The sequence below is a fragment of the Cognatilysobacter terrigena genome (assembly GCF_004361065.1).
Taxonomy (GTDB): domain Bacteria; phylum Pseudomonadota; class Gammaproteobacteria; order Xanthomonadales; family Xanthomonadaceae; genus Cognatilysobacter; species Cognatilysobacter terrigena.
Window position 1 is genome coordinate 26176 of sequence record NZ_SELT01000019.1, and the last position, 26127, is coordinate 52302.

General features: G+C 68.7%; 26 protein-coding genes. 13 read left to right on the plus strand and 13 right to left on the minus strand.

The window, feature by feature from the left end; translation table 11 throughout:
- Positions 1-64: 64 nt before the first annotated feature.
- The 4 genes from EVS83_RS11355 (at position 65) to pip (ending at position 5992) form a co-directional block, all read left to right on the plus strand.
- On the plus strand, positions 65-2749 hold the full coding sequence (locus tag EVS83_RS11355; protein ID WP_133501160.1) for a M1 family metallopeptidase: 2685 nt from the start codon (positions 65-67) through the stop codon (positions 2747-2749).
- Between the two features lie 159 nt (positions 2750-2908).
- The gene (locus EVS83_RS11360) at positions 2909-4138 is read left to right on the plus strand and encodes a GGDEF domain-containing protein (protein WP_133501161.1); all 1230 of its coding nucleotides are present in this window, start codon (positions 2909-2911) and stop codon (positions 4136-4138) included.
- Between the two features lie 24 nt (positions 4139-4162).
- Positions 4163-4978, plus strand: coding sequence for a peptide chain release factor N(5)-glutamine methyltransferase (prmC, locus tag EVS83_RS11365; protein WP_133501162.1), 816 nt, complete (start codon positions 4163-4165; stop codon positions 4976-4978).
- Positions 4979-5047: 69 nt separating this feature from the next.
- Complete coding sequence (gene pip / locus EVS83_RS11370; RefSeq protein ID WP_133501163.1) at positions 5048-5992, plus strand: prolyl aminopeptidase; 945 nt, start codon at positions 5048-5050, stop codon at positions 5990-5992.
- Between the two features lie 54 nt (positions 5993-6046).
- Here pip and galE read toward each other — a convergent pair whose 3' ends face one another.
- The 4 genes from galE to EVS83_RS11390 are packed head-to-tail and all read right to left on the minus strand — an operon-like array spanning position 6047 to position 9209.
- A complete protein-coding gene (gene galE / locus EVS83_RS11375; RefSeq protein WP_133501164.1) occupies positions 6047-7018 on the minus strand; it encodes a UDP-glucose 4-epimerase GalE in 972 nt (323 codons plus the stop codon).
- 28 nt (positions 7019-7046) lie between these two features.
- Complete coding sequence (locus tag EVS83_RS11380; protein WP_133501165.1) at positions 7047-7631, minus strand: NUDIX hydrolase; 585 nt, start codon at positions 7629-7631, stop codon at positions 7047-7049.
- 31 nt (positions 7632-7662) lie between these two features.
- Positions 7663-8604: a 5'-3' exonuclease gene (locus EVS83_RS11385; RefSeq protein WP_133501166.1), complete on the minus strand. Its 942-nt coding sequence runs from the start codon at positions 8602-8604 to the stop codon at positions 7663-7665.
- The gene (locus EVS83_RS11390) at positions 8604-9209 is read right to left on the minus strand and encodes a nitroreductase family protein (RefSeq protein ID WP_425456101.1); all 606 of its coding nucleotides are present in this window, start codon (positions 9207-9209) and stop codon (positions 8604-8606) included. Before EVS83_RS11390 ends, EVS83_RS11385 begins: the two co-directional genes overlap by 1 nt.
- A 104-nt stretch (positions 9210-9313) precedes the next feature.
- On the opposite strand from EVS83_RS11390, the gene EVS83_RS11395 reads away from it, so the two are divergent.
- The gene (locus EVS83_RS11395) at positions 9314-11656 is read left to right on the plus strand and encodes a DUF1631 family protein (RefSeq protein WP_166636889.1); all 2343 of its coding nucleotides are present in this window, start codon (positions 9314-9316) and stop codon (positions 11654-11656) included.
- A 113-nt stretch (positions 11657-11769) separates the two neighbouring features.
- The gene (locus tag EVS83_RS11400; protein WP_133501169.1) at positions 11770-12885 is read left to right on the plus strand and encodes an NAD(P) transhydrogenase subunit alpha; all 1116 of its coding nucleotides are present in this window, start codon (positions 11770-11772) and stop codon (positions 12883-12885) included.
- Between the two features lie 280 nt (positions 12886-13165).
- On the opposite strand, the gene EVS83_RS11405 is transcribed toward EVS83_RS11400, so the two are convergent.
- Genes EVS83_RS11405 through EVS83_RS11420 form a run of 4 tightly spaced genes read right to left on the minus strand, consistent with a single transcriptional unit; the run spans position 13166 to position 14990 of the window.
- Positions 13166-13588, minus strand: coding sequence for a DUF3106 domain-containing protein (locus EVS83_RS11405; protein WP_133501170.1), 423 nt, complete (start codon positions 13586-13588; stop codon positions 13166-13168).
- Positions 13589-13591: 3 nt separating this feature from the next.
- On the minus strand, positions 13592-14035 hold the full coding sequence (locus tag EVS83_RS11410) for a hypothetical protein (RefSeq protein ID WP_133501171.1): 444 nt from the start codon (positions 14033-14035) through the stop codon (positions 13592-13594).
- Positions 14032-14589, minus strand: a complete 558-nt coding sequence (locus EVS83_RS11415; protein WP_133501172.1) for an RNA polymerase sigma factor — start codon at positions 14587-14589, stop codon at positions 14032-14034. The genes EVS83_RS11410 and EVS83_RS11415 overlap by 4 nt, the downstream gene beginning before the upstream one ends.
- Positions 14586-14990: a hypothetical protein gene (locus EVS83_RS11420; protein WP_133501173.1), complete on the minus strand. Its 405-nt coding sequence runs from the start codon at positions 14988-14990 to the stop codon at positions 14586-14588. The genes EVS83_RS11415 and EVS83_RS11420 overlap by 4 nt, the downstream gene beginning before the upstream one ends.
- Before the next feature lie 149 nt (positions 14991-15139).
- On the opposite strand from EVS83_RS11420, the gene EVS83_RS11425 reads away from it, so the two are divergent.
- Both EVS83_RS11425 and EVS83_RS11430 read left to right on the plus strand, forming a co-directional pair.
- The gene (locus tag EVS83_RS11425) at positions 15140-15439 is read left to right on the plus strand and encodes an NAD(P) transhydrogenase subunit alpha part 2 (RefSeq protein WP_133501174.1); all 300 of its coding nucleotides are present in this window, start codon (positions 15140-15142) and stop codon (positions 15437-15439) included.
- A complete protein-coding gene (locus tag EVS83_RS11430; RefSeq protein WP_133501175.1) occupies positions 15436-16869 on the plus strand; it encodes an NAD(P)(+) transhydrogenase (Re/Si-specific) subunit beta in 1434 nt (477 codons plus the stop codon). Before EVS83_RS11425 ends, EVS83_RS11430 begins: the two co-directional genes overlap by 4 nt.
- On the opposite strand, the gene EVS83_RS11435 is transcribed toward EVS83_RS11430, so the two are convergent.
- A complete protein-coding gene (locus EVS83_RS11435) occupies positions 16832-17272 on the minus strand; it encodes a hypothetical protein (protein WP_133501176.1) in 441 nt (146 codons plus the stop codon). The two genes, EVS83_RS11430 and EVS83_RS11435, sit on opposite strands and share 38 nt — an antisense overlap.
- Before the next feature lie 99 nt (positions 17273-17371).
- Here EVS83_RS11435 and sufT point away from each other — a divergent pair, with 99 nt between their 5' ends.
- Complete coding sequence (sufT, locus tag EVS83_RS11440) at positions 17372-17929, plus strand: putative Fe-S cluster assembly protein SufT (protein WP_133501177.1); 558 nt, start codon at positions 17372-17374, stop codon at positions 17927-17929.
- A 677-nt stretch (positions 17930-18606) separates the two neighbouring features.
- On the plus strand, positions 18607-20799 hold the full coding sequence (locus EVS83_RS11445) for a M4 family metallopeptidase (protein ID WP_133501178.1): 2193 nt from the start codon (positions 18607-18609) through the stop codon (positions 20797-20799).
- A 111-nt stretch (positions 20800-20910) separates the two neighbouring features.
- Here the strand turns inward: EVS83_RS11445 and EVS83_RS11450 are convergent, their stop codons facing one another.
- From EVS83_RS11450 to wrbA, 4 genes are read right to left on the minus strand one after another with little or no spacing between them, the layout of a single operon-like run.
- Positions 20911-21399, minus strand: a complete 489-nt coding sequence (locus EVS83_RS11450) for an asparaginase domain-containing protein (protein ID WP_133501179.1) — start codon at positions 21397-21399, stop codon at positions 20911-20913.
- Positions 21400-21435: 36 nt separating this feature from the next.
- On the minus strand, positions 21436-23010 hold the full coding sequence (locus EVS83_RS11455; protein ID WP_246022897.1) for a tetratricopeptide repeat-containing sulfotransferase family protein: 1575 nt from the start codon (positions 23008-23010) through the stop codon (positions 21436-21438).
- Positions 23007-23345, minus strand: coding sequence for a DUF2069 domain-containing protein (locus EVS83_RS11460; RefSeq protein WP_133501180.1), 339 nt, complete (start codon positions 23343-23345; stop codon positions 23007-23009). Before EVS83_RS11460 ends, EVS83_RS11455 begins: the two co-directional genes overlap by 4 nt.
- On the minus strand, positions 23342-23932 hold the full coding sequence (wrbA, locus tag EVS83_RS11465; RefSeq protein ID WP_133501181.1) for an NAD(P)H:quinone oxidoreductase: 591 nt from the start codon (positions 23930-23932) through the stop codon (positions 23342-23344). Before wrbA ends, EVS83_RS11460 begins: the two co-directional genes overlap by 4 nt.
- 103 nt (positions 23933-24035) lie before the next feature.
- Between wrbA and EVS83_RS11470 the strand changes: the two genes are divergently transcribed.
- From EVS83_RS11470 to yccX, 3 genes are read left to right on the plus strand one after another with little or no spacing between them, the layout of a single operon-like run.
- A complete protein-coding gene (locus tag EVS83_RS11470; protein WP_133501182.1) occupies positions 24036-25307 on the plus strand; it encodes a YihY family inner membrane protein in 1272 nt (423 codons plus the stop codon).
- Positions 25304-25834 (plus strand): TlpA family protein disulfide reductase, encoded by a 531-nt coding sequence (locus EVS83_RS11475; protein WP_133501183.1) that lies wholly within the window; start codon positions 25304-25306, stop codon positions 25832-25834. Before EVS83_RS11470 ends, EVS83_RS11475 begins: the two co-directional genes overlap by 4 nt.
- Positions 25831-26100, plus strand: a complete 270-nt coding sequence (yccX, locus tag EVS83_RS11480; protein WP_133501184.1) for an acylphosphatase — start codon at positions 25831-25833, stop codon at positions 26098-26100. The genes EVS83_RS11475 and yccX overlap by 4 nt, the downstream gene beginning before the upstream one ends.
- Positions 26101-26127: the final 27 nt, after the last annotated feature.

Here is a 26127-nt window from a genome sequence, read left to right on the forward strand (position 1 = left end):
GACCTACGCGGCCGTCCACCGTGGCCGCTTACGCTCGGTGGTTCACTCCCGGGGAGCTTCACCGATGCACCGACCGCGCCGCCGTGCCCTCGCACTCGCCCTAGCGCTCGCCATCTGCGGCGCCGCACAGGCGGCCGACACGAGCGTCCCCACCGGCCCGCTGCCGCGCACCGTCGTGCCTACGCTGGTGCAGCTCGAGCTGAAGATCGATCCGAAGCAGACCGGCATGAGCGGCACGACGCACATCGATGCGGACGTCGCCGAAGCCACCGACACGATCTGGATGCACGGCCGTGGCCTCAAGATCTCCAGCGCGACGGCGCACGTCGGCAAGAAGGCGTTCCCGCTGACGGTGAGCGAAGTCGATCCGTCGGGCGTGCTGAAGCTGGTGTCGAAGACGCCGATTCCCGCGGGCAAGGCAACGATCGACCTCGCGTTCGATGCGCCGTACGGCGAGCTGCAGGGCGCCTACAAGGTCAAGCCCGACGGCCGCGACTACGTCATGACGCAGATGGAACCGCTCGGTGCACGCACCGCGTTTCCGTCGTTCGACGAGCCGAGCTTCAAGCAGCCCTGGGACATGACGCTGATCGTTCCGCAGGGCGACACGGCCGTTGCAAACGGTCCGGAAACGAAGACCGAGAACCTCGCGGGCGGCTGGAAGAAGGTGACGTTCAAGCGCACGCAGGCGCTGCCGAGCTACCTCGTCGCGTTCGCAGTCGGCCCGTGGCAAGTGGTGCAGGGCCCCGACATCGCGCCGAACGGCGAGCGCACGACGCCGATCAAGCTGCGCGGCGTCGCCGCGAACGGGCAGGGCGGCAAGATGACGTACACGCTGGCGCATACGCCGGAAATCGTCACCGCGCTCGAGAACTATTTCGGCATCCCGTATCCGTTCGACAAGCTCGACAACCTCGCCGCGCCGGACTTCTGGGCGGGCGCGATGGAGAACGCCGGCCTGATCGTGTATCGCGACTCGCTGATGTTCCCCGACGAAACCTCGTCGGTCGGCCGTCGCCAGTCGTTCTACGGCACCAGCGCGCACGAACTCGCGCACCAGTGGTTCGGCGATCTCGTCACCACGCGCTGGTGGGACGACATCTGGCTCAACGAAGGATTCGCGACGTGGATGGGCAACAAGATCCACGGCCAGGTGCAGCCGCAGGCGCATACCGACCGCGGCCTGCTCGAAGGCGCGATCGGCGCGATGGGCGCGGACAGCCTCGCGTCGACGCGTCGCGTGCACGAGCCGATCCGCGACTACCGCGACATCGAGTCCGCGTTCGACGGCATCACCTACCAGAAGGGCGGCGCGACGCTCGCGATGTTCGAGCGCTACATCGGCGAGGACAAGTTCCGCGACGGCATCCGCAACTACCTGAAGGCGCATGCGCGCGGCAACGCGACGAGCGCGGATCTCATCAACGCCGTCGCCGCGCAGAGCGACGATCCGGCGGCGGTGTCGAAGGCATTCTTCGGCTTCATCGACCAGCCGGGCGTGCCGTATGTGAAGGTCGATCTCGACTGCTCGGGTGCGAAGCCCGCGCTGTCGATCACGCAGCAGCGCTACCTGCCGATCGGTTCCACCGCGAGCGCGACCGGCGAGTGGGGCATCCCGATGACGATCCGCTATGCGGACGGCACGACGGTGCGCGAGCAGAAGTCGCTGGTGACCGGCGCGCAGTCGCGCGTCGAACTCGCCCAGGCGACGAGCTGCCCGAAGTGGGTGATGCCGAACGGTTACGGTGCGGGCTACTACCGCTTCGCGCTGTCGCCGAAGTTGCAGACCGCGCTCAACGGCGCGTTCGCGTCGCTCGACGAACGCGAGCAGCGCATGGTCGCCGACTCCGCGGTCGCCGCGTACGGCGCGGGCACACTCACGCCGTCGCAGCTGCTCGCGGCGCTTCCGCGTTTCGCGAGCGCGAACGTGCGCCAGACCGCCACCGCCGGCATGGGCGCGACGGGTTGGATGAGCGAGCACCTGCTGTCGGACGAGAAGGCGCGCGACGCGTTCCATTCGAAGGTCGCGGCGATCTATCGTCCGCGCCTCGACTCGCTCGGCCTCGCGCCGAAGGCCGGCGAATCGGATGACGACGCGCTGCTGCGCAGCTCGCTTGTCGAGTTCTTCGCGACCGATCTGAAGGATCCGGCCGTGCGCAAGGAAATGAACCGCCTCGGCCGCCAGGTGCTGGGCCTCGACAGCGACGGCCAGCTGCACGCCGACGCCGTGGCCAAGGACCTTCGCGACACCGCGCTCGTCGTCGCGCTGCAGGAAGGCGGCACCGCCGCGTTCGATGCCGCCGAGAAGCAGTTCCGCGCGAGCCAGGACGCCATCCTGCGCAGCGAGCTGCTGACTGCGATGAGCGCCACGCACAACCCGGCGCTCGACGAGCGTTCGCGTGCACTGGTGTTCGAGAAGGGCCTGCTGCGCCGCAACGAGATCTTCCCGGCGGTGAGCGGCCAGCTCGACAACCCCGCAGGCCGCACTGCGCTGCGCGACTGGACCGACGCCCACTTCGCCGAGCTCGAGGCGCGCCTCGCCCCGGCCGGTGCGTCGCTGGTCCGTCTCTACGCGGCCGGCATGTGCAGCGATGCCGAGGCCAACGCCCTGCAGGCGAAGTTCACGCCGCGCATGGAGAAGGTCGAGGGCGGCCCGCGCGAGCTGGAGCAGACGGTCGAAGGCATCCGCCTGTGCGCCGCGCAGCAGAAGGCGCGCACCGGCATGCCGCTGGACTTCGCTGCGCGCTGACCGAGTCACCCGCGGTTCCTGCGACGGGCGGCCTCCGGGTCGCCCGTCGTCGTTTGCGCGGCCGGTCACAGATCGGGTCTCCAGCGCCGCGTCGGTAGGTGCGGCAACGTACCGGCGGTACGGAACTTGCAAGTCCATGCCTGAGCTTTCGGACGCGCAATGGACCTGATCGGCCAACTCGATACCGCGACCCTCGCATTCGTCACCGGCCTGGCGGGTCTCCTGCTGGCCGGCACGATGGCGGGCATCCGCCTGGCCGGCATGCGCAGCGGGGCGCTGGTGTACTGGGGCATCGCGGGCCTTGCGGCGGGCGTCGCCCACCTGCTGGCGCACCTGACCTACGGCTTCCACCTCGACCTGCCGCGTCGCGAATCGGTGGCGCTGGCGAACGCGCTGGTGACGCTGGTGCACGTGTCGCTGCTTGCCGGCGTGCGCGTCTTCCTCGGTCGACGCCCGTTCTTCGCGCCACTCGCCCTTCTCGCGATCGCGACGGGCGCCGGCGGTTACGTCGCCCCCGAGGCATGGCAGCACCTCGCCACGCGAGTGATCGTGCTCGGCTCCATCTATCTCGTCCTGGACGGCAGCGCGGGCCTCGCGCTCTGGCGCGCGGGTACGACGCGACACGAGCGCTTCCAGAACCTCGCCGCCGCGGCGTTCCTGTTCAACAGCGTCGTGCTGGTGATGCGCATCGTCCATGCGCTGTGGTTTGCCACGCCCGACAGCCCCTTCGCACGCGATCCGTTCCAGACGCTCGTCTTCGTGCTCGGCCTGGTCTTCATCTCCGTGCTGACCATGGGCCTGGCGCTGCTCATGTTCCGCTCGAAGGAGCTCGAACTTCAGCGCCTCGTGCATTCCGATCCGCTCACCGGCCTGTTCAACCGCCGCTCGCTGTTCGAATACGCGCAGCGCGAACAGGCGCGCAGCGAACGCTTCGGCACGCCGCTCGCGCTGGTGATGGTCGATATCGACGCCTTCAAGACGGTCAACGACACCTACGGTCACGCCGCCGGCGACGACGTCATCTGCGACACCGCGCTGCGCGTCGCCTGCTCGCTGCGCGACGTCGATACCGCCTTCCGGCTCGGCGGCGAGGAATTCCTGTTGCTGCTGCCGTGCACGACCCTCGCCGACGCCACGGCCGTCGCCGAGCGCCTACGCACGGCCATCTGCGAGGCGCCCATCCCCGCGATCGGCCGATCGGTGACCGCGAGCTTCGGCGTGTCGGAACTGCTGCGCGGCCGCGAAGACTGGGAGAGCGCGATGCGCCGCGCGGACGTTGCGCTCTATCGCGCCAAGGACGAAGGCCGCAACCGCGTGGTGGCGATTGCCGCCGGCTCGGGCAGCCTCGACCGCACTGCAACGAACGACGCGGTCGCCGACGTACCCTAATCGCCCGTTCCCCGGAGCCGAGCCATGCGGATCGATGCGCTGCTGCGCGATGCCCGCACCCGCCTGCCGCCCGGCGAGGCGGAGCTGCTGCTCGCGCACGCGCTTGGTCATTCGCCGTCGTGGCTCTTCGCGCACGGCGACGACACGCTCGATGCCGCCACGCTCGAAGGCGCGCTGCGCCTGATCGACCGCCGCGTCGCCGGTGAGCCGGTCGCCTACCTGCTCGGCCGTCGCGGGTTCTGGACGCTCGATCTCGACGTCACCCCGGCGACGTTGATTCCGCGTCCGGAAACCGAACGCCTGGTCGAACTGGCAATGAAGCGCATTCCAGCCGGCGACGCGCATGTCGCCGACCTCGGCACGGGCACGGGCGCCATTGCGCTCGCACTCGCCAGCGAACGTCCGGGTGCGCGCGTGATCGCGACCGACGCCAGCGCCGAGGCGCTCGACGTCGCGCGTCGAAACGCCAAGCGCCTCGGTCTGCCGCGCGTCGAGTTCCGCCGTGGCGACTGGTATGCGCCGCTCGCGGGCGAACGGCTCGACGTGATCGTCAGCAACCCGCCGTACATCGCCGACGGCGATCCGCACCTCGTTCAGGGCGACCTGCGGCACGAGCCCGCGTCGGCGCTGGCGTCGGGCGCGGACGGACTCGATGCGATCCGCGTCATCGCCGCGGGGGCGCGCGCGCACCTCGTCGACGGCGGGTGGCTGCTCGTCGAACACGGCTACGACCAGGGCGAGGCGGTGCGTCGACTCTTCAGCGACGCGGGCCTCGTCGACGTATCGACCGCGCAGGACCTCGAACATCGCGATCGCGTCACGCTGGGCCGCGCACCGTAGCCCGGACGGCACATGCGGCAGTTCGCGGGCGACACCTAGACTGCCGACTTACCCCGAGATCAACCCACGATGCGCAGCCTCTATCCCGAGATCGAGCCGTTCGACAGCGGCATGCTCCAGGTCGACGATCGCCACACGCTCTACTACGAGCAGTGCGGCAATCCGCAGGGCAAGCCCGTCGTCATCCTGCACGGCGGCCCGGGTGGCGGCTGCAGCCCGAAGATGCGCCAGTTCCACGATCCGTCGAAGTACCGGATCGTGCTGTTCGACCAGCGCGGCGCCGGGCGTTCGAGGCCGCACGCGGATCTCGTCGACAACACCACGTGGCATCTCGTCGCCGACATCGAAACGCTGCGCGAGCATCTCGGCATTGAGAAATTGCAGGTGTTCGGCGGCTCGTGGGGTTCCACGCTCGCACTCGCCTATGCGCAGACGCATCCGCACCGCGCGACCGAACTCGTGCTGCGCGGCATCTTCATGCTGCGCCGCTGGGAGCTCGAATGGTTCTACCAGGAAGGCGCGTCGCGCCTGTTCCCGGAAGCGTGGCAGCACTACGTCGCCGCGATTCCGCCGGTCGAACGCCACGATCTCATCAGCGCGTTCCATCGTCGCCTCACCAGTGACGACCCGGCGACGCGCCTCGCCGCCGCGCGCGCGTGGAGCGGGTGGGAAGGCGCGACCTCGTTCCTGCACATCGACCCGGATTTCGCAGCGTCGCATGACGAAGCGGAATTCGCGCTCGCGTTCGCGCGCATCGAGAATCACTACTTCGTGCACAGCGGCTTCTTCGATGCAGACGACCAGCTGCTGCGCGACGCCCCGCGCATCGCGCACATTCCCGGCGTCATCGTGCACGGCCGTTATGACGTGGTCTGCCCGGTGCAGAACGCGTGGGACCTGCACCAGGTCTGGCCGCGGGCGGAGCTGGTGATCACGCCGGCGTCCGGGCATTCCGCGTTCGAAGCGGAGAACATCGATGCGCTGGTGACCGCGACGGACAAGTTCGCCGGTTGACGCTGCGTCCAACGCGGACCAAAAAAGGGCGAGCCGCGGCTCGCCTTTGTCGTTTCAGTAGGCCGGCGATTTATGCCAGGCCCACGCCGTTTCGATGATCGGCTCGATGCGATCGAACTTCGGCGTCCACCCCAGCTTCTCGCGCGCCTGCGCACTCGACGCCACCAACACCGGCGGATCACCTGCGCGACGCGCGCCGATCTCGTAGGGGATGTCGCGCCCCGACACCTTGCGCGCGGCTTCGATCACTTCCAGCACGGAAACTCCGTTGCCGTTGCCGAGATTGAAGCGGTGCGCGCCCGGTTCGCGGTCCATCCAGTCGAGCGCGCGCAGGTGCGCGTCGGCGAGATCGAGCACGTGCACGTAGTCGCGCACGCAGGTGCCGTCGGGCGTCGGGTAGTCGTTGCCGAACACCTTGAGGCCCGCGCCTTCGCCGTTCGCCGCCTTCAGCGCATTGGGGATCAGGTGCGTTTCGGGCTCGTGCGATTCGCCGATGCCTTCGTCCGCCGCCGCGCCCGCGGCATTGAAGTAGCGCAGCGCGACGGAGCGCAGGCCGTACGCATTGGCGGCGTCGGCAAGGATGCGTTCGACCATCAGCTTCGACGCGCCGTACGGATTGATCGGGTTCGTCGGATGCGTCTCGTCGATGACGTCGGTAACGGGATTTCCGAACACCGCGGCGGTCGACGAGAACACGAGCCGGTCGACGCCGTGGCGCTTCATCGCCTCCAGCATGTTGACCGTGCCGGTCACGTTGTTCTGGTAGTACGCGTACGGATCGGTGACCGACTCGCCGACCAGCGAGCGCGCGCAGAAGTGCATGACCGCGTCGACTTTGCGATCGAACGCGGCGTCGAGCGTTTCGGGTTTCAGGATATCGGCGTCGACGAGCCGGCCCCAGCGCACCGCGTCGCGATGGCCGGTCAGCATGTTGTCGAGGACGGTGACATCGAAGCCGGCGCGCGAGAGCGCGAGGCAGGCGTGCGAGCCGACGTAACCGGCGCCGCCGCAGACGAGGATGTGCATGGTCGCTTCCGTGTGAGGCGCGGCGATTCTAGGCGGCGGTGTCGTCAGCGGCCCGCGAAGGCGCGAGCGGCGTGCCATCGGGTTCGCGTTCGAGCATCCACAGGCCGCCCCAGAGCTTGAGGTCGACTTCAAAGCCTTCGGCGTGCTTGCGCATGAGCCAGGCCGGTGCGTCGCGACGCGGAATCTGGTGCACGACGATGCCTTCGTCGCCCACGCCGCCGCCTTCGCCGACGCGGGTCAGGTCGCGCGCGCGCACGAACGCGATGCGCTCGCTGCTCATGCCGGCCGTGGTCGGTCCGACGAGCAGCACTTCGAGATGCGCCGCGTCCCAGCCCGTTTCCTCGATGAGCTCGCGACGCGCGGCGCCGAGCAGCGTGTCGTCATCGTCGACATCACCGACGAGGCCGGCCGGCATTTCGATCGTCGACTTGCCCAGCGGCACGCGGTACTGCTCCACAAACAGCACCTCGTCGTCGGGCGTCGCGGCCACGATGATCACCGCCATGCCGTGGCCGTGCACGCGCTCGGCATAGTCCCAGCGCCCGCGCTTGACCAGCCGCAGCCAGCGGCCTTCGTACAGCGTTTCGAGCGGGGCGTCGTGATCGGGCGTCATGGTCGGCAAGCGAGGAATCGTGCCGACGATGCTAGGCGGTTGCCGATGCGGTGGGAATGAAGTCGATGCCGCACGCGGCGTGGATGCGACGGCGCGTGAGGGGGCCGAAGCGCAGGCGGTCGCAGAGATCCAGCAGCATCTCGCGCTGCGGCTCGCCACGACGGAACTGCGCGTCGGCGCCTTCGCAGGGCGCATCGAGCGCGATCGTCGTCAGGTGGCGGCACAGAAGCGCCTGCTCGCGATGCGTACGCAATTGCTGAGCGCAACGCGCCGCACCGCGCAGCGACGACAGATACGGCACTTCGTCGACGCGCCGCAGCAGTTCGTCGAGCGTGCCGAAGTGCGACAGCAGCGTCGCCGCCGATTTCGCGCCGATGCCGGGCACGCCAGGAATGTTGTCGATGGCGTCGCCGGTGAGCGCGAGGTAGTCCGCGATCTGGTCCGCGCGTACGCCGTGTCGCGCCGGCACGCCCGCCGCGCCCCAGCGCTGGCCGCGCGCGAAGTCCCACTGTTCATCGTGATCGCCGAGCAGCTGCGACAGGTCCTTGTCTGCCGACACGATCACCCCGCGGAAGCCGTGCGCACGCGCCGCATGCAGCGCGCTGCCGATGAGGTCGTCCGCTTCGTAATCGGTGTGGGCGAGGATGGTGAGGCCCATCGCGACGCACAGCTCCTTGCACGCCGCGAACTGGCGCTTGAGCTCGTCGGGCGCGGGGTCGCGGTTCGCCTTGTACGCGGGATATGCGCGATTGCGGAAACAGCTGTCGAGCGCCTCGTCGAACGCGACGACGACGTGCTCCGGCCGGGCCCGCTCGAGCAGCTCCAGCAGGAAGCGGGCGAAACCGTGGACCGCGTTGGTCGGCCAGCCCTCCGCGTCGGTGAACTCGTTCGGCATCGAATGCCAGGCGCGGAACACGTAGACGCTCGCATCGACGAGGTGCAGCGTGCGGGGCGTCGTCGACGCGTCGGTCATCAGGGCGTCCAGTCGGTAAGCAGAAGCGCGGGGTCGGGGCGGTCGCGCTCGGGCGCGTGCTGGCGGACCGATCCGATGTGGATGAAGCCGGCAACGACTTCATGGTCGGCGACGCCGAGCACGCGACGGATGACCGGATCGTACGCGGCCCAGCCCGTCAGCCAGACCGCTCCGAACCCGAATGCCTGCGCGGCCTGGAGGAGCGCAAAGCATACGGAGCCTCCGCTGAGCAGGCGCTCACTGGCCGGAATCTTCGGATCGTCGCCCTGGTCGACCACGACCGTGACGATCACCGGGGCGTGGAGGAAGCGCTGGCGATCCTTCTCGATCACCGCGTCGCTGGCCTGCGGATCGCGCTCGCGACTGCGTGTCGCCAGGCGCTCGCCGAGCGCCTCGCGCGCCGCGCCCTCGATGCGGACGAAGCGCCACGGCACCCGCTTTCCGTGATCGGGGACACGCACTGCCGACCTCAGCATGCGCATCACCTGCGCGTGATCGGGACCGGGGTCACATAACTGCATCGCGGGTACGGACCGTCGCGCGTCGAGCACGCTCAGCGCCTCGGAATCACCGCCCGTCGGCATGGTTTCAGTCGCTTGGGACATGGCGCACAGATCGATATATCGAGTCAGGAAGTGACGCAGATTGCCACTATCCTGCAGTTGCAGTCGAACCCGTGTCAGTTGCGACATCCGCTGGAGTAAGTCCCGTGACCAGCCCGTTTTTCGATCAAGGAATCGACACGCGCCATGATCCGGCGCGCGTGCTCGAAGCGTTGAAGCGGCTGAGCGTCGAGCGTCTCGGAACCTTTCCGACCGCGCTTTACGTCACCGCAGAGAAGGAACTCGCCGAGGCCGGCCCCGACGCCTACCACGAGCTCGCGGGGCTCAACGTGCTGCGCACGCGCAGCGCGTCGGACACGATGAATTTCCGCCAGCAGATCGCGCAGGCGTTCGACGAGTTCCGCAATCCCTTCATCCGGTCCGGCATCACGCTGGGGCTGATAGAGGAAGAGGTGATCGACCTGCACCTGCAGGCGCAGGCGCTCACCGAGATCCTCGACAAGCGCTATCAGCAGCAGCTTCTGTCCCTGCGCACGCAGATGGAAGAGCTCGCGCTCGCCATGCGTGTCCCGGCCGGCCCGAATCCCATCTCGCCCGGCAAGCTCTGCTCGACGCTGATCAGCGCGATCGGCAACGCGGGTGTGTCCGAACCGCTCGGCCGCGTGCTGTTCCGTCAGTTCCAGCAGCAGCTCGTGCCGCTGCTCGATGCGCTGTATCCGAATCTCGGTGCGGTGCTGACCCGCGCGGGCTACGGCATCTCTGCGTGGTCGCCGTCGGCGATCGCGAAGTACGACCGGGACGAGGTCGAAGCGACGCCCACCCCGGCGCTCCCGGAGCCCGAACCGGAAGTCGCGCGCGCCCCGCAGGCGCCTGCGCCGTACTACGGTGCTCCCGCACAGGCCCCGCAGTACGCGCCGCAACCGCAGTCGTATCCGCAGGCGCCGCTCGCGCGTTCGCTCGGCGACGGCATGGGCGGTCATCGTCATGCCACCGAACTCGAGCCGCTGCGTGAGCAACTGCGCATCTGGCGCATGGAGCGTCAGCACGGCGGCGTGCGCACGCTGGCACAGGCGCCGGTCGGTCTTTCGTTCGGCGTGCCGGGCTTTTCGCCGGCCGCGAGCGGCGGCGCGGGTATGGGCGCTGGCGGTGGCGGTTACGGCAGCGCGCCTGCGCTGCGCGAATTCCAGCCCCGCGAAATCAGCAGCATCGCTTCGGTGCTGCAGGCCGAGCCGCCGGACATCTTCGCGCGCGCACTCGGCACCACCGGCAAGCTGTCCGATGCGATCCGCGGCTACCTCGCCGAGGGCGCGCGTCGCATGGGCCTGCATCCGGAGTACACCGCGCTGTCCGCCGACGACGAAGACGCCGTCGACATGGTCGCGCTGCTGTTCGAGTCGCTGTTCCGCACCCATGCGCTGCAGGACCGCGCGCGCCGCGTGTATGCGCGACTGGTGCTGCCGTATCTCAAGGTCGCGATCAACGACGACTCGATGTTCGTCGAGCGCCAGCATCCGGCGCGTCGCCTGCTCGATGCGTTGACCGAAGCCTGCGAGGACAACACCGGCTCGACGCCGCAGGAGCGTGAGCTGCTGGAGCGCGCATCGGCCGTCTCGCAGCGCATCGTCGCCGAGTTCAACGAAGACCTGTCCGTGTTCGAGATGGCATATGCCGAGCTCGAAGACCTGCTGTCGCAGCAGCGTCGTCGCGTCGAGCTGCAGGAGCAGCGCGCCGCGAAGGCCAGCTACGGTCGCGAGCGTCTCGGCCAGGCCCGCATGCGCGCCGACACCGTGCTGCAGCGTCGCCTGGCGCAGACGCCGCTCACGCAGGCGGTCGGCGATTTCCTGGTCACTCCGTGGCGCCACCACCTCGTGCAGACGCTGTTGCGCGACGGCGAGGACAGCGTGCGCTTCCGCGAGGCGATCGCGATGGGCGACGCGCTCGCGCATGCCGACGTGCTCGCTTCGCGCGCCGATGGCGATGCGCTGGTGCGCCAGCTGCTCGAACTTGAAGAGCCGCTGACCGAATGCCTTGCGTCCTCCGGCCTCGACGCCACGGCCGCGAGCCATGGCCTCGCGGGCATCGTGCGCGGTCTCGCCGACCCGGATGCGGCGCGCCGGGTGCGTCCGATGCCGGCCCCGGTGCGCGACGAGCCCGAGCAGGAAACGCGCCTGTGGCTGGCCGGCGGCACCGACACCATGCGCGTCGATCCGCAGTGGGTCGCGAAGGTGCGCAAGCTGGAAGTCGGTTCGTGGGTGCGTCTGTCCGACGCGCAGGGCGAACCGATCTCGGCCAAGGTCGCCTGGGTCAGCCCGCTGACCTCGCGCCTGCTGCTCGTGAACCGTCGCGGCATGCGCGTGCTGGCGGCGAGCGTCGAGGAACTGGCGGTGCTGGGCGCAGAAGGCCGCCTCGCGATCGCCACCGGCCAGTCGCCGTTCGAAGCCGCGATGGAACAGCTGCAACAGCAGCTTCGCGCGGTCGGCGCGAACTGATCGAACCGGGGTGGTGACGACAGGGCGGCTTCGGCCGCCCTTTTCGTTTGCGTGAACTGCCGCCCGCCACGATTCGTCGTTAGGATGCGTCGACGCCCCGACGGAGCATGCGCATGACGGCAGTGACGGTAGGCATCCTGCGCGAACGCGCACCCGGCGAGCGCCGCGTGGCCGCGACGCCCGAGACGGTGCGCAAACTCGTCGCGCGCGGCGCGCAGGTGCGCATCGAGTCGGGCGCCGGCGCGAGCGCGGGGTTCGTCGACGATGCTTACGTCCAGGCTGGTGCGGCCACGGCCGATGCGGCCTCCATCGTCCGCGACTCCGACGTGCTGCTCGCCGTGCAGGCGCCCGCCGACGACGTCCTCGCCGCGCTGAAACCGGGCGCGACGGTGGTCGGCCTGCTCGCGCCGCAGGCCACCGAATCACGACAGGCGGTGATCCGCGATCGCAACCTGCACGCGTTTCCGCTCGAGCGCCTGCCGCGCACCACCCGCGCGCAGGCGATGGACGTCCTGAGTTCGCAAGCCGGCATGGCGGGCTACAAGGCCGTGCTGATCGCGGCGACGCTCGCGCCGCGCTTCTTCCCGATGCTGACGACCGCGGCGGGCACGATCCGGCCGGCGAAGGTGCTCGTGATCGGCGCCGGCGTCGCCGGCCTGCAGGCGATCGCGACGGCGAAGCGCCTCGGTGCGCAGGTCGAAGGTTTCGACGTCCGCCCCGAAACGCGCGAGCAGATCGAATCGCTCGGCGGCAAGTTCCTCGATCTCGGCGTCAGCGCAGCGGGTGAGGGTGGCTACGCGCGCGCGCTCACCGACGAGGAACGTGCGGAGCAACAGAAGCGACTCGGCGCGCACCTGGGTTCCGTCGACGTCGTCGTCTGCACCGCTGCGGTGCCGGGGCGTCCCGCGCCGAAGATCGTGACCTCGACGATGGTCGCGGGCATGAAGCCGGGCAGCGTGATCGTCGACCTCGCCGCGGAGAGCGGTGGCAACTGCGAGGCGACGGTGCCAGGTGAAACCATCGATGCGAACGGCGTGACCGTCGCCGGCCCGCTCGGCCTCGCCAGCATGGGTGCGGTGCACGCGAGCGAGATGTACGCGCGCAACGTGCTGAACTTCGTCAGCCTGTTCATCGACGGCGGTGCGCTCAACTTCGACTGGAGCGACGAACTGCTCGCGAAGACGGTGTGGCCGGAGCGTGCGGTGGAAGCGACGACAGCTGCCGCCTGAGGGTCGTTCCAGCGACCTGACATTGATTTGACGTTCGTTCGCAGCACCGCGCCTGCGTTGCCGTGTCGGATCGCTGGGTCTTTCGAAGCTGCGCACTGCGACTGACAGGTGGGTGCGTCTGAATGCGAGATCTCTTGAATTCGCTTTGCGCGACCGCGGCGCGTCATGGCACAGCCAACGCACGCAATCCGCAATCGACGTAGAAGACGGGCGCTGGACGAAGGTTCGTCAGCGCCCGTGATTGGTCGACGGTGAGCGGCGTCTCACCGCACATTTCGTCTCAACGTTGCGCCGGCTGCGCCTGTGACTTCAGCCACGCCTTGCGCTGTTCCGGCGTCATCGTGCGCAGCTTCTCGCGCATCGCCTTCTTGTCCTGGGGCGACATCTGGCGGAAACGCTCGAACGCGGCGCGCGCCTGCTCGCGTTCTTCCGGCGACATGTCCTGGAACTTAGCGACGCCGCGACGCGCCTGCGCACGCTGCTCCGGTGTCATCGTCTTCCAGCGTTGCGCGTGGTTGAACATGCGCTCGCGGGTCTGCGGGCTGGAATTCCAGCGGTCGCGGATCGGTGCGATCAGCATCTCGCGCTGCGCAGGCGTGAGGTGGTCCCAATCGGGCAGCGACGCCGGCGCGGTCTGCGCCTGCGAAGGCAGCGCGACAGCGAGCGCGAATGCGGCGAGCGCGGAAAGAACGAAACGCTTCATGGCTTACTCCGGTTGTGCCGGGCGTTCGTCGCCCAGCCACAGGTAGAAGTCGGGGTCTTCCGAGAGGTCGGGTGCGACCGCGTCGGCATCGTTGGCGACCGGCAAGCGCGAGGCCGGCCGCGGCGTCAGCGCGGCGAGGCGCGGCTGCGTCGCCGGCACGCCGCGCGGCGTCGACGGCGTGGCGGACGTCGTCGACGCCACCTCATGACCCGTCCGCTGCGGGCCCGCGCCCGGCGGACGCAGCTGCACCACCAGTGCGAGCGCGAGACCCGCCGTCGCGACACCCGCCCACGGCAGCAATCCGCGCGACGCGCGCGGCGCATCGCCCTTTAGTGCCGCGCGTCGCCGCTGCGCGAGTTGCGCGTTGACGCGCGCGGACAGGTGGTCGAGCGACGCGCCGTGGACGCTTCGCGCGCGCGCGTCGAATCCGTCGTCGTGCATGCTCATCGGAAATCCTCCAGTTGCTTTTGCAGGGCGTCTCGCGCGCGGGACAGGTGTGTCTTGACCGAGCCTTCGCTGCAGCCCATCACCCGCGCCGTCGTTTCGACGTCCAGTTCTTCCAGCACCCGCAGGGTGAACGCCTCGCGCTGGCGCGCGGGGAGCTTCTGCAGGGCTTCGGCGAGACGCGCATACGCCTCGCGCGAATCGTTCGCCCGCGACGGATCCGGTCCCGGATCCGCCCAGTCGATCGGTCCTTCGTCGTCCGCCGGCGCTGGCGCGAGCCACGTCAGGCGGAACGTGCGGCGGCGCTGCACATCGATGATCCGGCTGCGCAGCACGCTCCAGAACAGCGGCGTCCATTCCGCGGCGGGCCGGTGCGCGTAGGCGAGCATCTTCACCATCGCGTCCTGCACCGCATCCAGCGCGTCGTCGCGATGGCGCAGGCCGAGTTCGGCGAAGCGGAACGCGCGGGCAGAGATCGATGCGAGGAATGCATCGAGCGTCTGCGGCGTCGCGTCACCGCTCGGGGCCTCCACGGCCTGCGCCATCGCCAGCGTCATCCGTGGCGACGATCCCAGCGTCGATCGAAGCGTTCGCCCTTGCGATCCAGTCGCGCATCCACGCGGTTGCCGCGGGCGTCCAGACGGTGCTCGATGCGGTCACCCTTGCGGTCGAAGCGCTGGTCGGCGCGGTCACCTTCGCGTTCCAGACGCGCGGCGCGCTGCTCGTGACCGGCGGCCTCGGCCTTGTCGGCGCGGGCGTCGAAACGGTTCTCGATGCGGTCGCCCCTGGCGTCGAGGCGGTGGTCGATGCGGTCACCGCGCTGGTCCAGGCGGTTCTCGATGCGGTCACCCTTGCGGTCGAGGCGCTGTTCGACGCGGTCGCCGCGGTCTTGGGCGTGGGCGGCCGGTAGCACGGCGAGCAGAAGCGCGGGCAGGGCGTAAGCGACGATCTTGTTCATGGCGTGATCTTTCCTTGTCGTGTCGTGGCCCGGCGTCCCGGAATGATGCTGCACAGCACATCCGGAAACGCCTGGCCCCGGCCCCGGTTGACCGTTGCCCGGAAGAATTCAGCCGTCGTTATGATGGACCCCAACTCGGGGAGGGGCGCATGACGGACGGCTTCGTGGCGCTGTACATCTTCATGCTCGCGGCGATCGCGGGCCACGTGATCATCTCGCGGGTGCCGGTGATCCTTCATACCCCGCTGATGTCGGGGTCGAACTTCATCCACGGCATCGTGCTGATTGGCGCGATCGTGGTGCTGGGCGAGGCCGATACGACGCTCGAGAAGGCGATCGGTTTCCTCGCCGTGCTGCTCGGCGCGGCCAATGCGGCCGGCGGCTACGTGGTCACCGAGCGGATGCTCGAGATGTTCAAGGCGTCGAAGAAGCCGGGAGCGCGCGCATGAGCGCGGCCATGGATCCGCGCACGCTGCTCGCCGCCGCCAGCTATTTCGTCGCCGCCACGCTGTTCCTGCTCGGCCTGCAACGCATGGCCTCGCCGGTGACCGCGCGCAGCGGCATCCGCTGGGCGGGCGCCGGCATGCTCATCGCGACGGCGGCCACGTTCCTGCTGCCGGGCCTGCACAACCTGCCGCTGATCGTGCTGGCGCTGGTCATCGGCACGGTGGCCGCCTGGGTGTCGGGCAAGAAGGTGGCGATCACCGACATGCCGCAGATGGTGGCGCTCTACAACGGCATGGGCGGTGGTTCGGCCGCGGCGATCGGCGCAGTCGAACTGTTGAGGCTGTCGGGCGGCCCGCGCGATACGTCGACGACGTCGCTCGTGCTCGCCGTCATCGGCGCGCTGATCGGCGCGGTGTCGCTCTCGGGTTCGATCATCGCCTGGGCCAAGCTCGACGGGCGCATGGACAAGCGCTACACGTTCCCGGGGCAGCAGGCCTTCAACGCGATCGTGTTCCTCGCGGCGCTCGCACTCGGCGCTGCGGCCGTGTGGATGATCGCGATCGCGCCGACCTCGACGCCGAACGACGTGCGCATGATCGTGCTTGGCTTCTTCGTCGCCGCGCTCGCCGTCGGCGTGCTGATGACGTTGCCGATCGGCGGCGCGGACATGCCCGTCGTCATCTCGCTCTACAACGCCTTTACCGGCCTCGCCGTCGCGTTCGAAGGCTACGTGCTGCACAACGAGGCGCTGATCATCGCCGGCACCAGGGTGGGTGCGGCCGGCATGCTGCTCACGCGCCTGATGGCGAAGGCGATGAATCGCCCGATCAGCGGCGTGCTGTTCGGTTCGTTCGGTGGCGGTGGCGAAGCGAAGGAAATCACCGGCAGCCAGAAGCCGATCGAAGCCGGCGACGTCGCCGCGTTGATGGGCTATGCCGAACGCGTGGTGATCGTGCCGGGCTACGGCATGGCCGTCGCGCAGGCGCAGCACAAGATCTGGGAGTTGACGCAGAAGCTCATGGATCGCGGCGTCAAGGTGAAGTTCGCGATCCATCCCGTCGCGGGCCGCATGCCGGGCCACATGAACGTGCTGCTAGCGGAAGCCGGCGTGCCGTACGACCTCATCGCGGACATGGACGACATCAACCCGGAGTTCAAGAACACCGACGTCGCGCTCGTCATCGGTGCGAACGACGTGGTGAATCCGGTGGCGAAGACGGATCCGGCGAGCCCGATCTACGGCATGCCGATCCTCGACGTCGTCGACGCGAAGAACGTGGTGGTGATCAAGCGAGGCCGCGGCACCGGCTTCGCCGGCATCGAGAACGCACTCTTCTATGCCGACAACACGCGGATGCTGTTCGGCGACGGCGCGGAGATGGCGGCGGCGCTCGTCAGTGAGCTGAAGGGGCTGGACGGCGGCGGGCACTGACCAGCGGCCAGCCGCCGGCGACGGCGAGCGCCAGCACGACCCAGACCGCGTCGCGCCAGTCGTTCGCGAGGCCCGCCAGCGTCCATGCGTGGTGCGGGCCGAGCTTGCCGAGCGCTTCGATCGTGCCGCTGCCCAGCGGCACGCCGACGTTGATCGCGATGATCGACCAGTTCGCGAGGGCGACGAGCACGGTCGTCGATGCCAGCGCGACGACCGCGCGCAGGCCGGGACGCAGGGACGGGGCGAGTCCAAGCACCCAGAGCACGTCGACCGCCCCGACGATCGCCATGAAGCTGCACTGCCGCTCCGAATAGAGCGCCGCCAGCGTCCACAGCGCGGCGAAGCCGAAAATCACCAGCGGCAGCAGGAACCCGGCGAGCCAGGCGGAACGGGTCGAAGGCATCGGAACGGAACGCTGTAGCGGCTGCACAGGATAGCCGGCGGACAGGGAAGGGCCGGGAAACTGGACTAAAATGGTCGGAGTTGAGAGGTGCTCCGTCCGATGTATTCCCGATCCAGTGAACCCGTCCGCTTTGAGCGCGACTGCGCGGCCGTGCTCGTCCCCCAGGGCGAGGCGGTGACGCTGCCTGCTGGCAGCGTCGGCTACATCACGCAGGCGCTGGGCGGCAGCTTCACGGTGTTCGTCGAAGGCAACTTGTTCCGCATCGCCGGCCGCGACGCCGATGCGATCGGCAAAGAGCCGCCGGCACCGCTGGAGCTGCAGGAGGGTGCGGACGACGCGGCGGTCGAGAAGCTGGTCTGGCAGCAGCTGCGGACCTGCTTCGACCCGGAGATCCCGATCAACGTGGTCGATCTCGGGCTGGTCTACAGCGTCGACGTGCTCGCGCACGAGGAAAAGCCGGGCGCGCGCCTGGTCCGCGTCGAGATGACGCTGACCGCGCCGGGCTGTGGCATGGGCGACGTGCTGGTCGCCGACGTGCGCGACAAGATCGAGCTGATCCCGACCGTCGCCGAAGCGGATGTCGACCTCGTGTTCGACCCGCCGTGGAACCGCTCGATGATGTCCGAAGCGGCGCGCCTCGAGACCGGAATGCTCTGACGCGCGGATTGCGCGTTCTCGTTGCGGCGTCCGCTTTCGGTCGGGTGGCGGATTCCAAAAGATCACGGTGTCGTCGGGCCTTGCCGCACGGGCGAACGCCCGACGCGGCCTTCGGCCCGTGAACGGCTCTCGAACTACATAGCCTGGCCGAGCCGCGGCCGGACGTCGGGTCATGCTTGGCGGGTCGCAGTCTGCGCGCCTGTTTCGTGGTGTCCTGCAGCCGAACGGTCCAAGGGATGCGGGTTACCGCTTTTCCCCGTCCCTACCGTCCGTCAGCTCATCGGCGGGCCCGGATACGCGGTCGCACGAAATGCTATGCCAACGGCAAAATTTGTGGACAGCGGACACGCTCCTGTCGCAATTCCATGCTGCGCCGCGCCATAGATGGTGACCGCGCGACATGACGCACGCGACGTCCCTGATGCCGACTCCAAGCAAAATCATCGACTTACGCGTTTTAACGTAAACCGCTCATCGGACCGGCCAAAAAATTTCAAAATTTTTTGCGTGAAGGGCCCGACAGGGTTCCACCTTGCGTGACTGGACGCAGACGGATCGCGTCCAACCGTGCCCCAGTCGCTTCGCAAGCTGTGACCCCGGGGCTTCGCCGTCCAACTCTCCGGCGTTCCCACGTCAAGGAATTCTCGATGTCGCACTCGACCTCCCGTTTGTGTTTCATGGCGCTGTCCCCGCTCGTCCTCGCGCTCGCCGCCGGCAGCGCCGGCGCCGCGACCCGCGTCGACCTGCAGAAGATGTCGCTCAACAAGGCGCAGGGCCAGTACAAGGCCGCGGTCGCCACGCTCGGCGCGGCTTCGGTCGCGAAGGATCGTCACGCCGAACTGATCGGCATGGATTCGCTGTCGGCGCTGAACCAGATCGGCTACGCCCAGGATCGCGACGGCACCAAGCACTACCGCTACCAGCAGACGTTCCGTGGCATTCCGGTGTTCGGTGAAAGCATCGCCGTCGCCGAGAACAGCAACGGGGTCAAGACGATGTTCGGCCGCAAGGTCGATGGCCTCGCCGCCGAGATCCCGGCCGGCGCCGTGAAGCTCACCAGCGCGCAGGCGCTCGACGTCGGCAAGCGCGTCGGCCTCGGCCAGGGCATCGCCAAGGCGGCGACTCGCAACGAGAAGTCCGACCTCATGATCTACGTCGACGACGCCGGCCACGCGCATCGCGCGTACGTCGTGTCGTACTTTGCGGACGGCAACGGCGTCGCGGCGACGCGTCCGTTCGTCATCGTCGATGCCAACAGCGGCACGGTGCTGAAGCGCTGGGAAGGCCTGACGAGCGCAGCCGTCGGCACGGGCCCGGGCGGCAACGCCAAGACGGGTCAGTACGAGTGGGGTTCGGGCGGCCGCTACGGCTACCTCGACGTCACCCAGTCGGGTACGACGTGCACGATGAACAACACCAACGTGAAGTCGGTGAACCTCAACGGCGGCACGACGGGCACGACGGCGTACTCGTACACCTGCCCGCGCAACACGTACAAGGCCATCAACGGCGCGTACTCGCCGATCAACGACGCCCACTACTTCGGCGGCGTGATCACCAACATGTACCCGGCGTACACCGGCTACAACGCGCTGAGCTTCCAGCTCGTCATGCGCGTGCACTACAAGACGAGCTACGAGAACGCGTTCTGGGACGGCTCGACCATGTCGTTCGGTGACGGCGCGACCACGTTCTATCCGCTGGTCTCGGCCGACGTCGCGGGCCACGAGGTGTCGCACGGCTTCACCGAGCAGCACTCGAACCTGACGTACTCCGGCCAGTCGGGCGGCATGAACGAAGCCTTCTCCGACATGGGCGGCGAAGCGACCGAGTACTACTGGAAGGGTTCGTCCGACTTCAACGTCGGCACCGAGATCTTCAAGAACTCGGGCGCGCTGCGTTACATGTGCAACCCGACCGCCGACGGCGCGTCGATCGACAACGCCGCGAACTACACGTCGAGCCTCGACGTGCACTACAGCTCGGGCGTCTACAACAAGGCGTTCTGCACCCTGGCCAAGACCACGGGCTGGAGCGTGCCGACGGCGTTCAAGGTGTTCGCCCGTGCGAATGCCCTGTACTGGACGGCGAGCAGCACGTTCAACTCCGGCGCCTGCGGCGTGCAGACGGCGGCCCAGGATCTCGGCCTGAACGTCGCCGACGTCACCGCGGCGTTCAACGTCGTCGGCGTCAGCTGCGCGGGCGGTGGCGGTGGCGGCGGTACGGCCACGGCGATCAGCAACGGCGTGCCGGTCACCGGCATCTCCGGTGCGTCGGGCAGCGACAAGTACTACAAGCTCGATGTCCCGGCCGGCGCCACGAACCTCAAGTTCGTGACCTCGGGCGGCACGGGTGACGTGGACGTCTACGCCAAGCTCGGCTCCAACCCGACCACGACCAGCTACACCTGCAAGTCCGAAGGCAGCAGCACCGCCGAGACCTGCACGGTGGCGACGGCGTCGGCCGGCACCTACTACGTCCTGCTGCACGGCTATGCCGCGTACTCGGGCGTGACGCTGACCGGTAGCTACACGACCGGTGGTGGCGGTGGCGGTGGCACGGTGCTGACGAGCGGCGTGCCGGTGACCCTGCCGAGCGTCGCGACGGGTGGCGTATCGTCGAACTACACGCTGACGGTTCCGGCCGGCAAGACCAGTGTCGTGTTCACGATCTCCGGTGGTACCGGTGACGCCGACATGTACGTCCGCATCGGCGCCGCGCCGACGACGACCACGTACAACTGCCGTCCGTACCTGTCCGGCAATGCCGAGACCTGCACGTTCAACGCGCCGGCCGCCGGTACGTACTACGTGAACGTCCGCGCCTACGCGGCGTACTCGGGTGTCTCGCTGAAGGGCACCATCAACTGATGGTGATGCGCGCCGGGTTCGCCCGGCGCGTTTTCCGCACGGATGCAGAAACGAAAGACCCCGGCTTCGGCCGGGGTTTTTTTTATTGCGTGACGCGTAGGGAGGTCGACGTCAGTCGATCGGTTCGAAGCGGTTGGCCTCGACGTTCTTGCGCACCTTGAGCGGATCCCAGATGCGGCCGTTCATCGCGATGTACACGCCCGGCGGCAATGCCTGCACCGCGCCGACGGCGGTGCCGATGTTGAACTCGGCATCCGAGCCGCGGAAGCGTGCGGGATTGAGCGCCCCGGTCAGCACGATCGTCTTGTCGGTCAGCGACGCCAGCACCTGCGCCGTCTGCACCATGCTGTCGGTGCCATGCGTCACCAGGATGTGGCGCGCCGGCTGCGCGGCGATGGTCGCGCGCACGAGCTCGCGATCGGCGTCGGTGATATGCAGCGAATCCTTGCGCAGGATCGGGATGACGTTGAAGCGGAACGCGACGCCGAGTTCTTCGAGGATGCGGCCGATCTGCGGCTCGCCGACCTGGAAATCCGACTTGTCGTCGAAGTAGATCTTGTCGATCGTGCCGCCGGTGGTGACGATGCAGAGCTGGTCCATGCCGCTATTTTGCGCGAAATCGCGCCGGCCGCGGGCTCAGTCGGCCGCGAGCGCCCGGCGCAGCGGGTCCAGCAGCGCGCCGTAAGCGGCGGCGCGCGCGGTATCGGCCCGCAGCGGTTGGCGGACCTGCGCAGCGCTGGCCGTTCGCACGCTGCGCGTGGCGGCATGGAAGTCGAGGCAGCGTTCGTCGAACGGGAGGCCGCAGGCGTCGAGCAGGGCGCGGATACGTTCTTCGGGTGCGGCGACGAGATCCTCGTAGCGCTGCAGCAGGATGTGCTGCGGATCGCGCGCGCGCCAGGCGTCCATCGCTTGCCCACAGATCCGCAGGTAGGCGCCGATGTCAGCGAGGTCGCAGGAGAAGTGCGGGAGCTGGAAGAACTGCTGGCGGAAGCACGACCAGCCCGTTTCCAGCGGATCGCGACGCACCTCGAGCACCGTCGCGCCGGGAAGCATCGCGCGCAGGATGCCGGCGTGTTTCCAGTTCTCCGGCATCTTGTCGGTGAAGCGTGGCCGCTTGGCGCGCCACCGCGCGGTACGTGCAAGGTAGTCGCGCCCCAAACGCAGCCAGTCCTCGGCCGTCGCCTGCGCCACCCACTGCGGGTACGGCTGGCCGCGGCGCGACGATTCCTCCTGCACGATCTGGCCTAGATCCGGCAACTCGCTCGCGCCTTCGACCTCGGGATGCGCCGCGAGGATCTGTTCGAACAGCGTCGAGCCCGAACGCGGCAGGCCGACTATGAAGATCACTTCGTGGCCGAGCGAGGGGTCGAGCGGTGCGGGCAGGTCGGCGGTCGCGACGAGGGCGGCGTCGACGTAACCGCGCAACGCCTCTGCACTCCAAGGGGCGCGAGCACGCAATGCCGCGTTCGCAGCCGACAAGGCGGCGAACGCCTGCGGATGGCGGCCGCGATCTTCTTCGAGTCGGCCCAGCGCGTAGCCCATCGCGATTCGATCAGTGTCGACGATGTCGCGCCGGCGCAGCAGCGTTTCGAGTTGCACCGCGTCCGCGTCGGTCAATGCGCGCGTGCGGATGCTGGACAGGCCACGCCAGGCGTCGCCGCAGGCCGGGTACTGACGCAACACGTCGCGGTAGTGCGCAATCGCCTCGTCGAATCGACCGAGGTGCACGAGTGCGTCCGCGAGCAGGATCCGCGCAGGCACCATCGCGGGTGCGAGTTCGGCAGCGCGGTGCAGGATGCCGACGGCCTCTTCGCTGTCGCCACGCTGCTGCAGGCTGCGGCCGAGGTTGAACCACGGCATCGGTTCCTGCGGGGCTAGTTCCGCCGCGCGACGCCAGCTCGCGATCGCGGCATCCGTGTCGCCCGATGCCGCCTGCGCGCTGCCGAGATCGCAGATCAGCAGGGCATCGTCCGGATGCAACTCGACGGCGTGCCGGAATACGTCGAGTGCCTTCGCGCGCTCGCCGCGTCGACCGTGCAGCAGGCCTGACAGCCGCAGCGCCTCCGCGTGGCCCGGCACCGCCGCCAGAACGCCATCGATACGACGTCGCGCTTCGTCCGGGCGGTTGTCACGAATGGCCCGCGCCGCAGCGTGAAGCTCCGCGACCTGCGCGGCGTCGAGCCCCGCCATCCGCGGTTCGGCGTTCGTCACGACCGCTGCGCCTTGCGCGCTCCGAAGCGGGCACGCAGCCCCGGGAGGCTCGCGGAGAAGATCACGACCAGCGCGAGTGCGACTTCCGCCAACGCCCAACCGCGTTCGCCCGGCCGCGTCCACGCGACCATGACCCCGTGCGAGAACCACAGCAGCGCGAGCATGCCCGACCACAGCCCCGCGGCCCGGCGACGTGCGACGACGCCGGCAAGGCATGCAACCACCGGCAGCGCGAACACGAACACGGCGACCCACTCGCCGCGCATGCCGAACCACGCCACGAACACCAGCGCGAGCGCGGCCAATGCCAGCGTGAGCAGCGAGCGCGCGCTCATGCGAGCTTCGCCGCGAGCGTGGCGATGCGCCGACCGAGCGCACGTGCGAGATGCGCTTCGTCGTCATCGACGGGCTGGTCGTCGCGTACGCCCGCGACATGGCTCGCGCCGTACGGCGTGCCGCCCGTGCGCGTCGAGCTCAGGCGCGGTTCGGTGTATGGAATGCCGGCGACCACGCAGCCGTGGTGCAGCAGCGGCAACATCATCGAGATGAGCGTCGATTCCTGGCCGCCGTGCATCGTGGACGACGAGGTGAACGCGCCCGCAGGCTTGCCGACCAGCGTGCCGCTCGCCCAGTCGCCGCCGAGGCCATCGATCCAGTGCTTGAGTGGCGCGGCCATGTTGCCGAAGCGCGTCGGGCTGCCGATCAGGAGGCCTGCGCATTCCTGCAGATCGCGCGATTCGACGTAGGGTGCGCCGTCGTCCGGCACGGGCGGCGCGGCGGTCGTCGTGACCGGGGCCACCGGCGGCACCGTGCGCAGGCGCGCCTGCATCCCTGCGACTTCCTCGACGCCGCGCGCGACCTGCCGGGCCAGGCGCGCCACTGCGCCGTTGCGGCTGTAGTACACGATCAGGACGTCAGGCATCGGAAGTCGCACGCAGTGATGGACGCCGAGAATAACGCGTCCGCATGCGGGCTCCGCGCCTCGCGACGCCACCGCGGCGCCCGTTCGGTTAGGCTGCGCCGCGATGGAGCTGCCCTATCTCTTGAGCCTCGTGAGCCCGCGCCTGCGCGACCGCGCGCGGGCGCTGGCGTTCTTCCGTTTCCTCGGCCGGCGATTCCTCGACGACGAACTGTTCCAGGCTGCCGGCGCGCTGTCGTTCACGACGCTGTTCGCGCTCGTCCCGCTGTCGATGGTGGTGTTCGGCGCGCTGTCGGCCTTCGAATCGCTGCGCCCGTTGTCGCGCCAACTCGCGGACTACGTGTTCTCCAACTATGTTCCCGGCGTCGCACGGTCGGCGCAGAACTACCTGCTGCAGATCGCGGCATCGAACACCGGCAAGCTGACGTCCACGGGCGTGGTCGCGCTGGTGATCTCGGTGCTCGTCACGCTCACCAGCGTCGAGACGACGTTCAACAACATCTGGCGCGTCAAGGCGGCGCGCCCCAAGTTCGGGCGCTTCCTCGTCTACTGGACGGTGCTGACGCTGGGCGCCGTGTTTGCTGCGGCGAGTCTCGCCATCTCGGCGCGCTTCTTTGCGATGGCCATGTTCGCGACGCGTGCCGGCCACGTGCTCGAGTCCTTCATGCTCAGCCTGACGCCGCTGCTGATCGAAGTGGCGGCGTTCGCGACGATGTACCGCGTCGTGCCGCATCGCACGGTCAAGTGGCGGCATGCGCTGTCGGGTGCCGCGCTCGCGACGCTCGGCTTCGAGCTCGCGAAGTGGGGCATGGGCGCCTACCTCACCAGCTTCAACAGCTACGCGAAGATCTACCAGCAGCTCGCGATCATTCCGATCTTCCTGCTGTGGGTGTACGTCGGATGGGTCGCGATTCTTCTCGGCGCGTCGTTCGCGGCATCGGTGTCGGCCTTCCGTTATCAACCGGCGAGCCAGCGCCTGCCGCCGGGTTACGAGATCTACGGCCTGCTGCGCATGCTCGCGCGCTTCGACGAAGCGCGTCATACCGGCAAGGGCCTGCACGCCGACGCGATCCAGCGCATGGAGCCCATGCTCACCGACGCGATGATCCAGCAGTTCATCGCGCAACTCAGTTCGATCCACGTCCTGCAGCGCGCCGAAACGGGCGAGTGGCTGCTGACGCGCGATCTCGACACGCTCACGCTCGCCGAACTGTACGAAGCCTGCCACCTGCGCATTCCCATCGCCGAGGCGCATCTGCCGTGTCGCGACGACGCCCTCGGCGCACAGGTCACGCGCACGATCGACGACCTGCGCATTCCACTCCGCGACTTGCTCAAGCGTCGCGTCAACACCGTCTGGTCCGGAGATTCCGCATGACCCGCCGCATCCTTCCGCTGCTGCTCGCGCTCGGGCTGACCGCCTGCGGCGACCACGCGGCGCAGCCGTCGACTACCGCGACGACGCCCGCAAAGCCCGCAGCGCCCGCCGACAAGGCCGATCGCGAGCATCCGAAGCTGCAGGTCGAACTCGTCGACGGCGGCAAGTACGACCTCGAGCAGCATCGCGGCAAGTGGGTCGTCGTGAACTTCTGGGCGACGTGGTGCGGCCCGTGCCTGAAGGAGATGCCGGAGCTCTCGACGCTCGCGCAGCGCGGGGACGTCGATGTGATCGGGCTGGCCTACGAGGACATCACCAAGGCCGACATGCAGGCGTTCCTCAAGACGCACTCTCCGTCGTATCCGATCGCGATCCTCGACACGTTCAACCCGCCGCGCGATTTCGATGCGCCGCAGGGCCTGCCGATGACGGTGATCGTCGCGCCGGACGGGCATGTCGCGAAGAAGGTGCTGGGGCCGATCACGCTCGCCGCCATCGACGAGGTGGTGAAGGCGCCGAAGGGATGAGCGCGGCGCGTTTCCTCGTCGAAGGCCGCGTGCAGGGCGTCGCGTTCCGCGCGCATGCGCGGCATGAGGCAGAGAACCTCGGCCTGACGGGGCATGCACGCAACCTGCCGGACGGCCGCGTTGAAGTCGTTGCGCATGGCGATGTCGCCGCGATCGAGGCGCTCGCAGAATGGCTCGCGCTTGGCCCGCCGCATGCCCGCGTCGACGCCGTGCATCGCGAAGCACTCGACGCCACGTCCGCGCCCCGCGGCTTCTCGATCGGCTGAGCGCTTCACCGCGTTCCGACGCGCGAG

Coding starts and splice junctions, on each gene's coding strand:
- EVS83_RS11355 (WP_133501160.1), top strand. CDS start 65: ATGCACCGACCGCGCCGCCGTGCCCTCGCACTCGCCCTAGCGCTCGCC.
- EVS83_RS11360 (WP_133501161.1), top strand. CDS start 2,909: ATGGACCTGATCGGCCAACTCGATACCGCGACCCTCGCATTCGTCACC.
- prmC (WP_133501162.1), top strand. CDS start 4,163: ATGCGGATCGATGCGCTGCTGCGCGATGCCCGCACCCGCCTGCCGCCC.
- pip (WP_133501163.1), top strand. CDS start 5,048: ATGCGCAGCCTCTATCCCGAGATCGAGCCGTTCGACAGCGGCATGCTC.
- galE (WP_133501164.1), bottom strand. CDS start 7,018: ATGCACATCCTCGTCTGCGGCGGCGCCGGTTACGTCGGCTCGCACGCC.
- EVS83_RS11380 (WP_133501165.1), bottom strand. CDS start 7,631: ATGACGCCCGATCACGACGCCCCGCTCGAAACGCTGTACGAAGGCCGC.
- EVS83_RS11385 (WP_133501166.1), bottom strand. CDS start 8,604: ATGACCGACGCGTCGACGACGCCCCGCACGCTGCACCTCGTCGATGCG.
- EVS83_RS11390 (WP_425456101.1), bottom strand. CDS start 9,209: ATGTCCCAAGCGACTGAAACCATGCCGACGGGCGGTGATTCCGAGGCG.
- EVS83_RS11400 (WP_133501169.1), top strand. CDS start 11,770: ATGACGGCAGTGACGGTAGGCATCCTGCGCGAACGCGCACCCGGCGAG.
- EVS83_RS11405 (WP_133501170.1), bottom strand. CDS start 13,588: ATGAAGCGTTTCGTTCTTTCCGCGCTCGCCGCATTCGCGCTCGCTGTC.
- EVS83_RS11410 (WP_133501171.1), bottom strand. CDS start 14,035: ATGAGCATGCACGACGACGGATTCGACGCGCGCGCGCGAAGCGTCCAC.
- EVS83_RS11415 (WP_133501172.1), bottom strand. CDS start 14,589: ATGACGCTGGCGATGGCGCAGGCCGTGGAGGCCCCGAGCGGTGACGCG.
- EVS83_RS11420 (WP_133501173.1), bottom strand. CDS start 14,990: ATGAACAAGATCGTCGCTTACGCCCTGCCCGCGCTTCTGCTCGCCGTG.
- EVS83_RS11425 (WP_133501174.1), top strand. CDS start 15,140: ATGACGGACGGCTTCGTGGCGCTGTACATCTTCATGCTCGCGGCGATC.
- EVS83_RS11430 (WP_133501175.1), top strand. CDS start 15,436: ATGAGCGCGGCCATGGATCCGCGCACGCTGCTCGCCGCCGCCAGCTAT.
- EVS83_RS11435 (WP_133501176.1), bottom strand. CDS start 17,272: ATGCCTTCGACCCGTTCCGCCTGGCTCGCCGGGTTCCTGCTGCCGCTG.
- sufT (WP_133501177.1), top strand. CDS start 17,372: ATGTATTCCCGATCCAGTGAACCCGTCCGCTTTGAGCGCGACTGCGCG.
- EVS83_RS11445 (WP_133501178.1), top strand. CDS start 18,607: ATGGCGCTGTCCCCGCTCGTCCTCGCGCTCGCCGCCGGCAGCGCCGGC.
- EVS83_RS11450 (WP_133501179.1), bottom strand. CDS start 21,399: ATGGACCAGCTCTGCATCGTCACCACCGGCGGCACGATCGACAAGATC.
- EVS83_RS11460 (WP_133501180.1), bottom strand. CDS start 23,345: ATGAGCGCGCGCTCGCTGCTCACGCTGGCATTGGCCGCGCTCGCGCTG.
- wrbA (WP_133501181.1), bottom strand. CDS start 23,932: ATGCCTGACGTCCTGATCGTGTACTACAGCCGCAACGGCGCAGTGGCG.
- EVS83_RS11470 (WP_133501182.1), top strand. CDS start 24,036: ATGGAGCTGCCCTATCTCTTGAGCCTCGTGAGCCCGCGCCTGCGCGAC.
- EVS83_RS11475 (WP_133501183.1), top strand. CDS start 25,304: ATGACCCGCCGCATCCTTCCGCTGCTGCTCGCGCTCGGGCTGACCGCC.
- yccX (WP_133501184.1), top strand. CDS start 25,831: ATGAGCGCGGCGCGTTTCCTCGTCGAAGGCCGCGTGCAGGGCGTCGCG.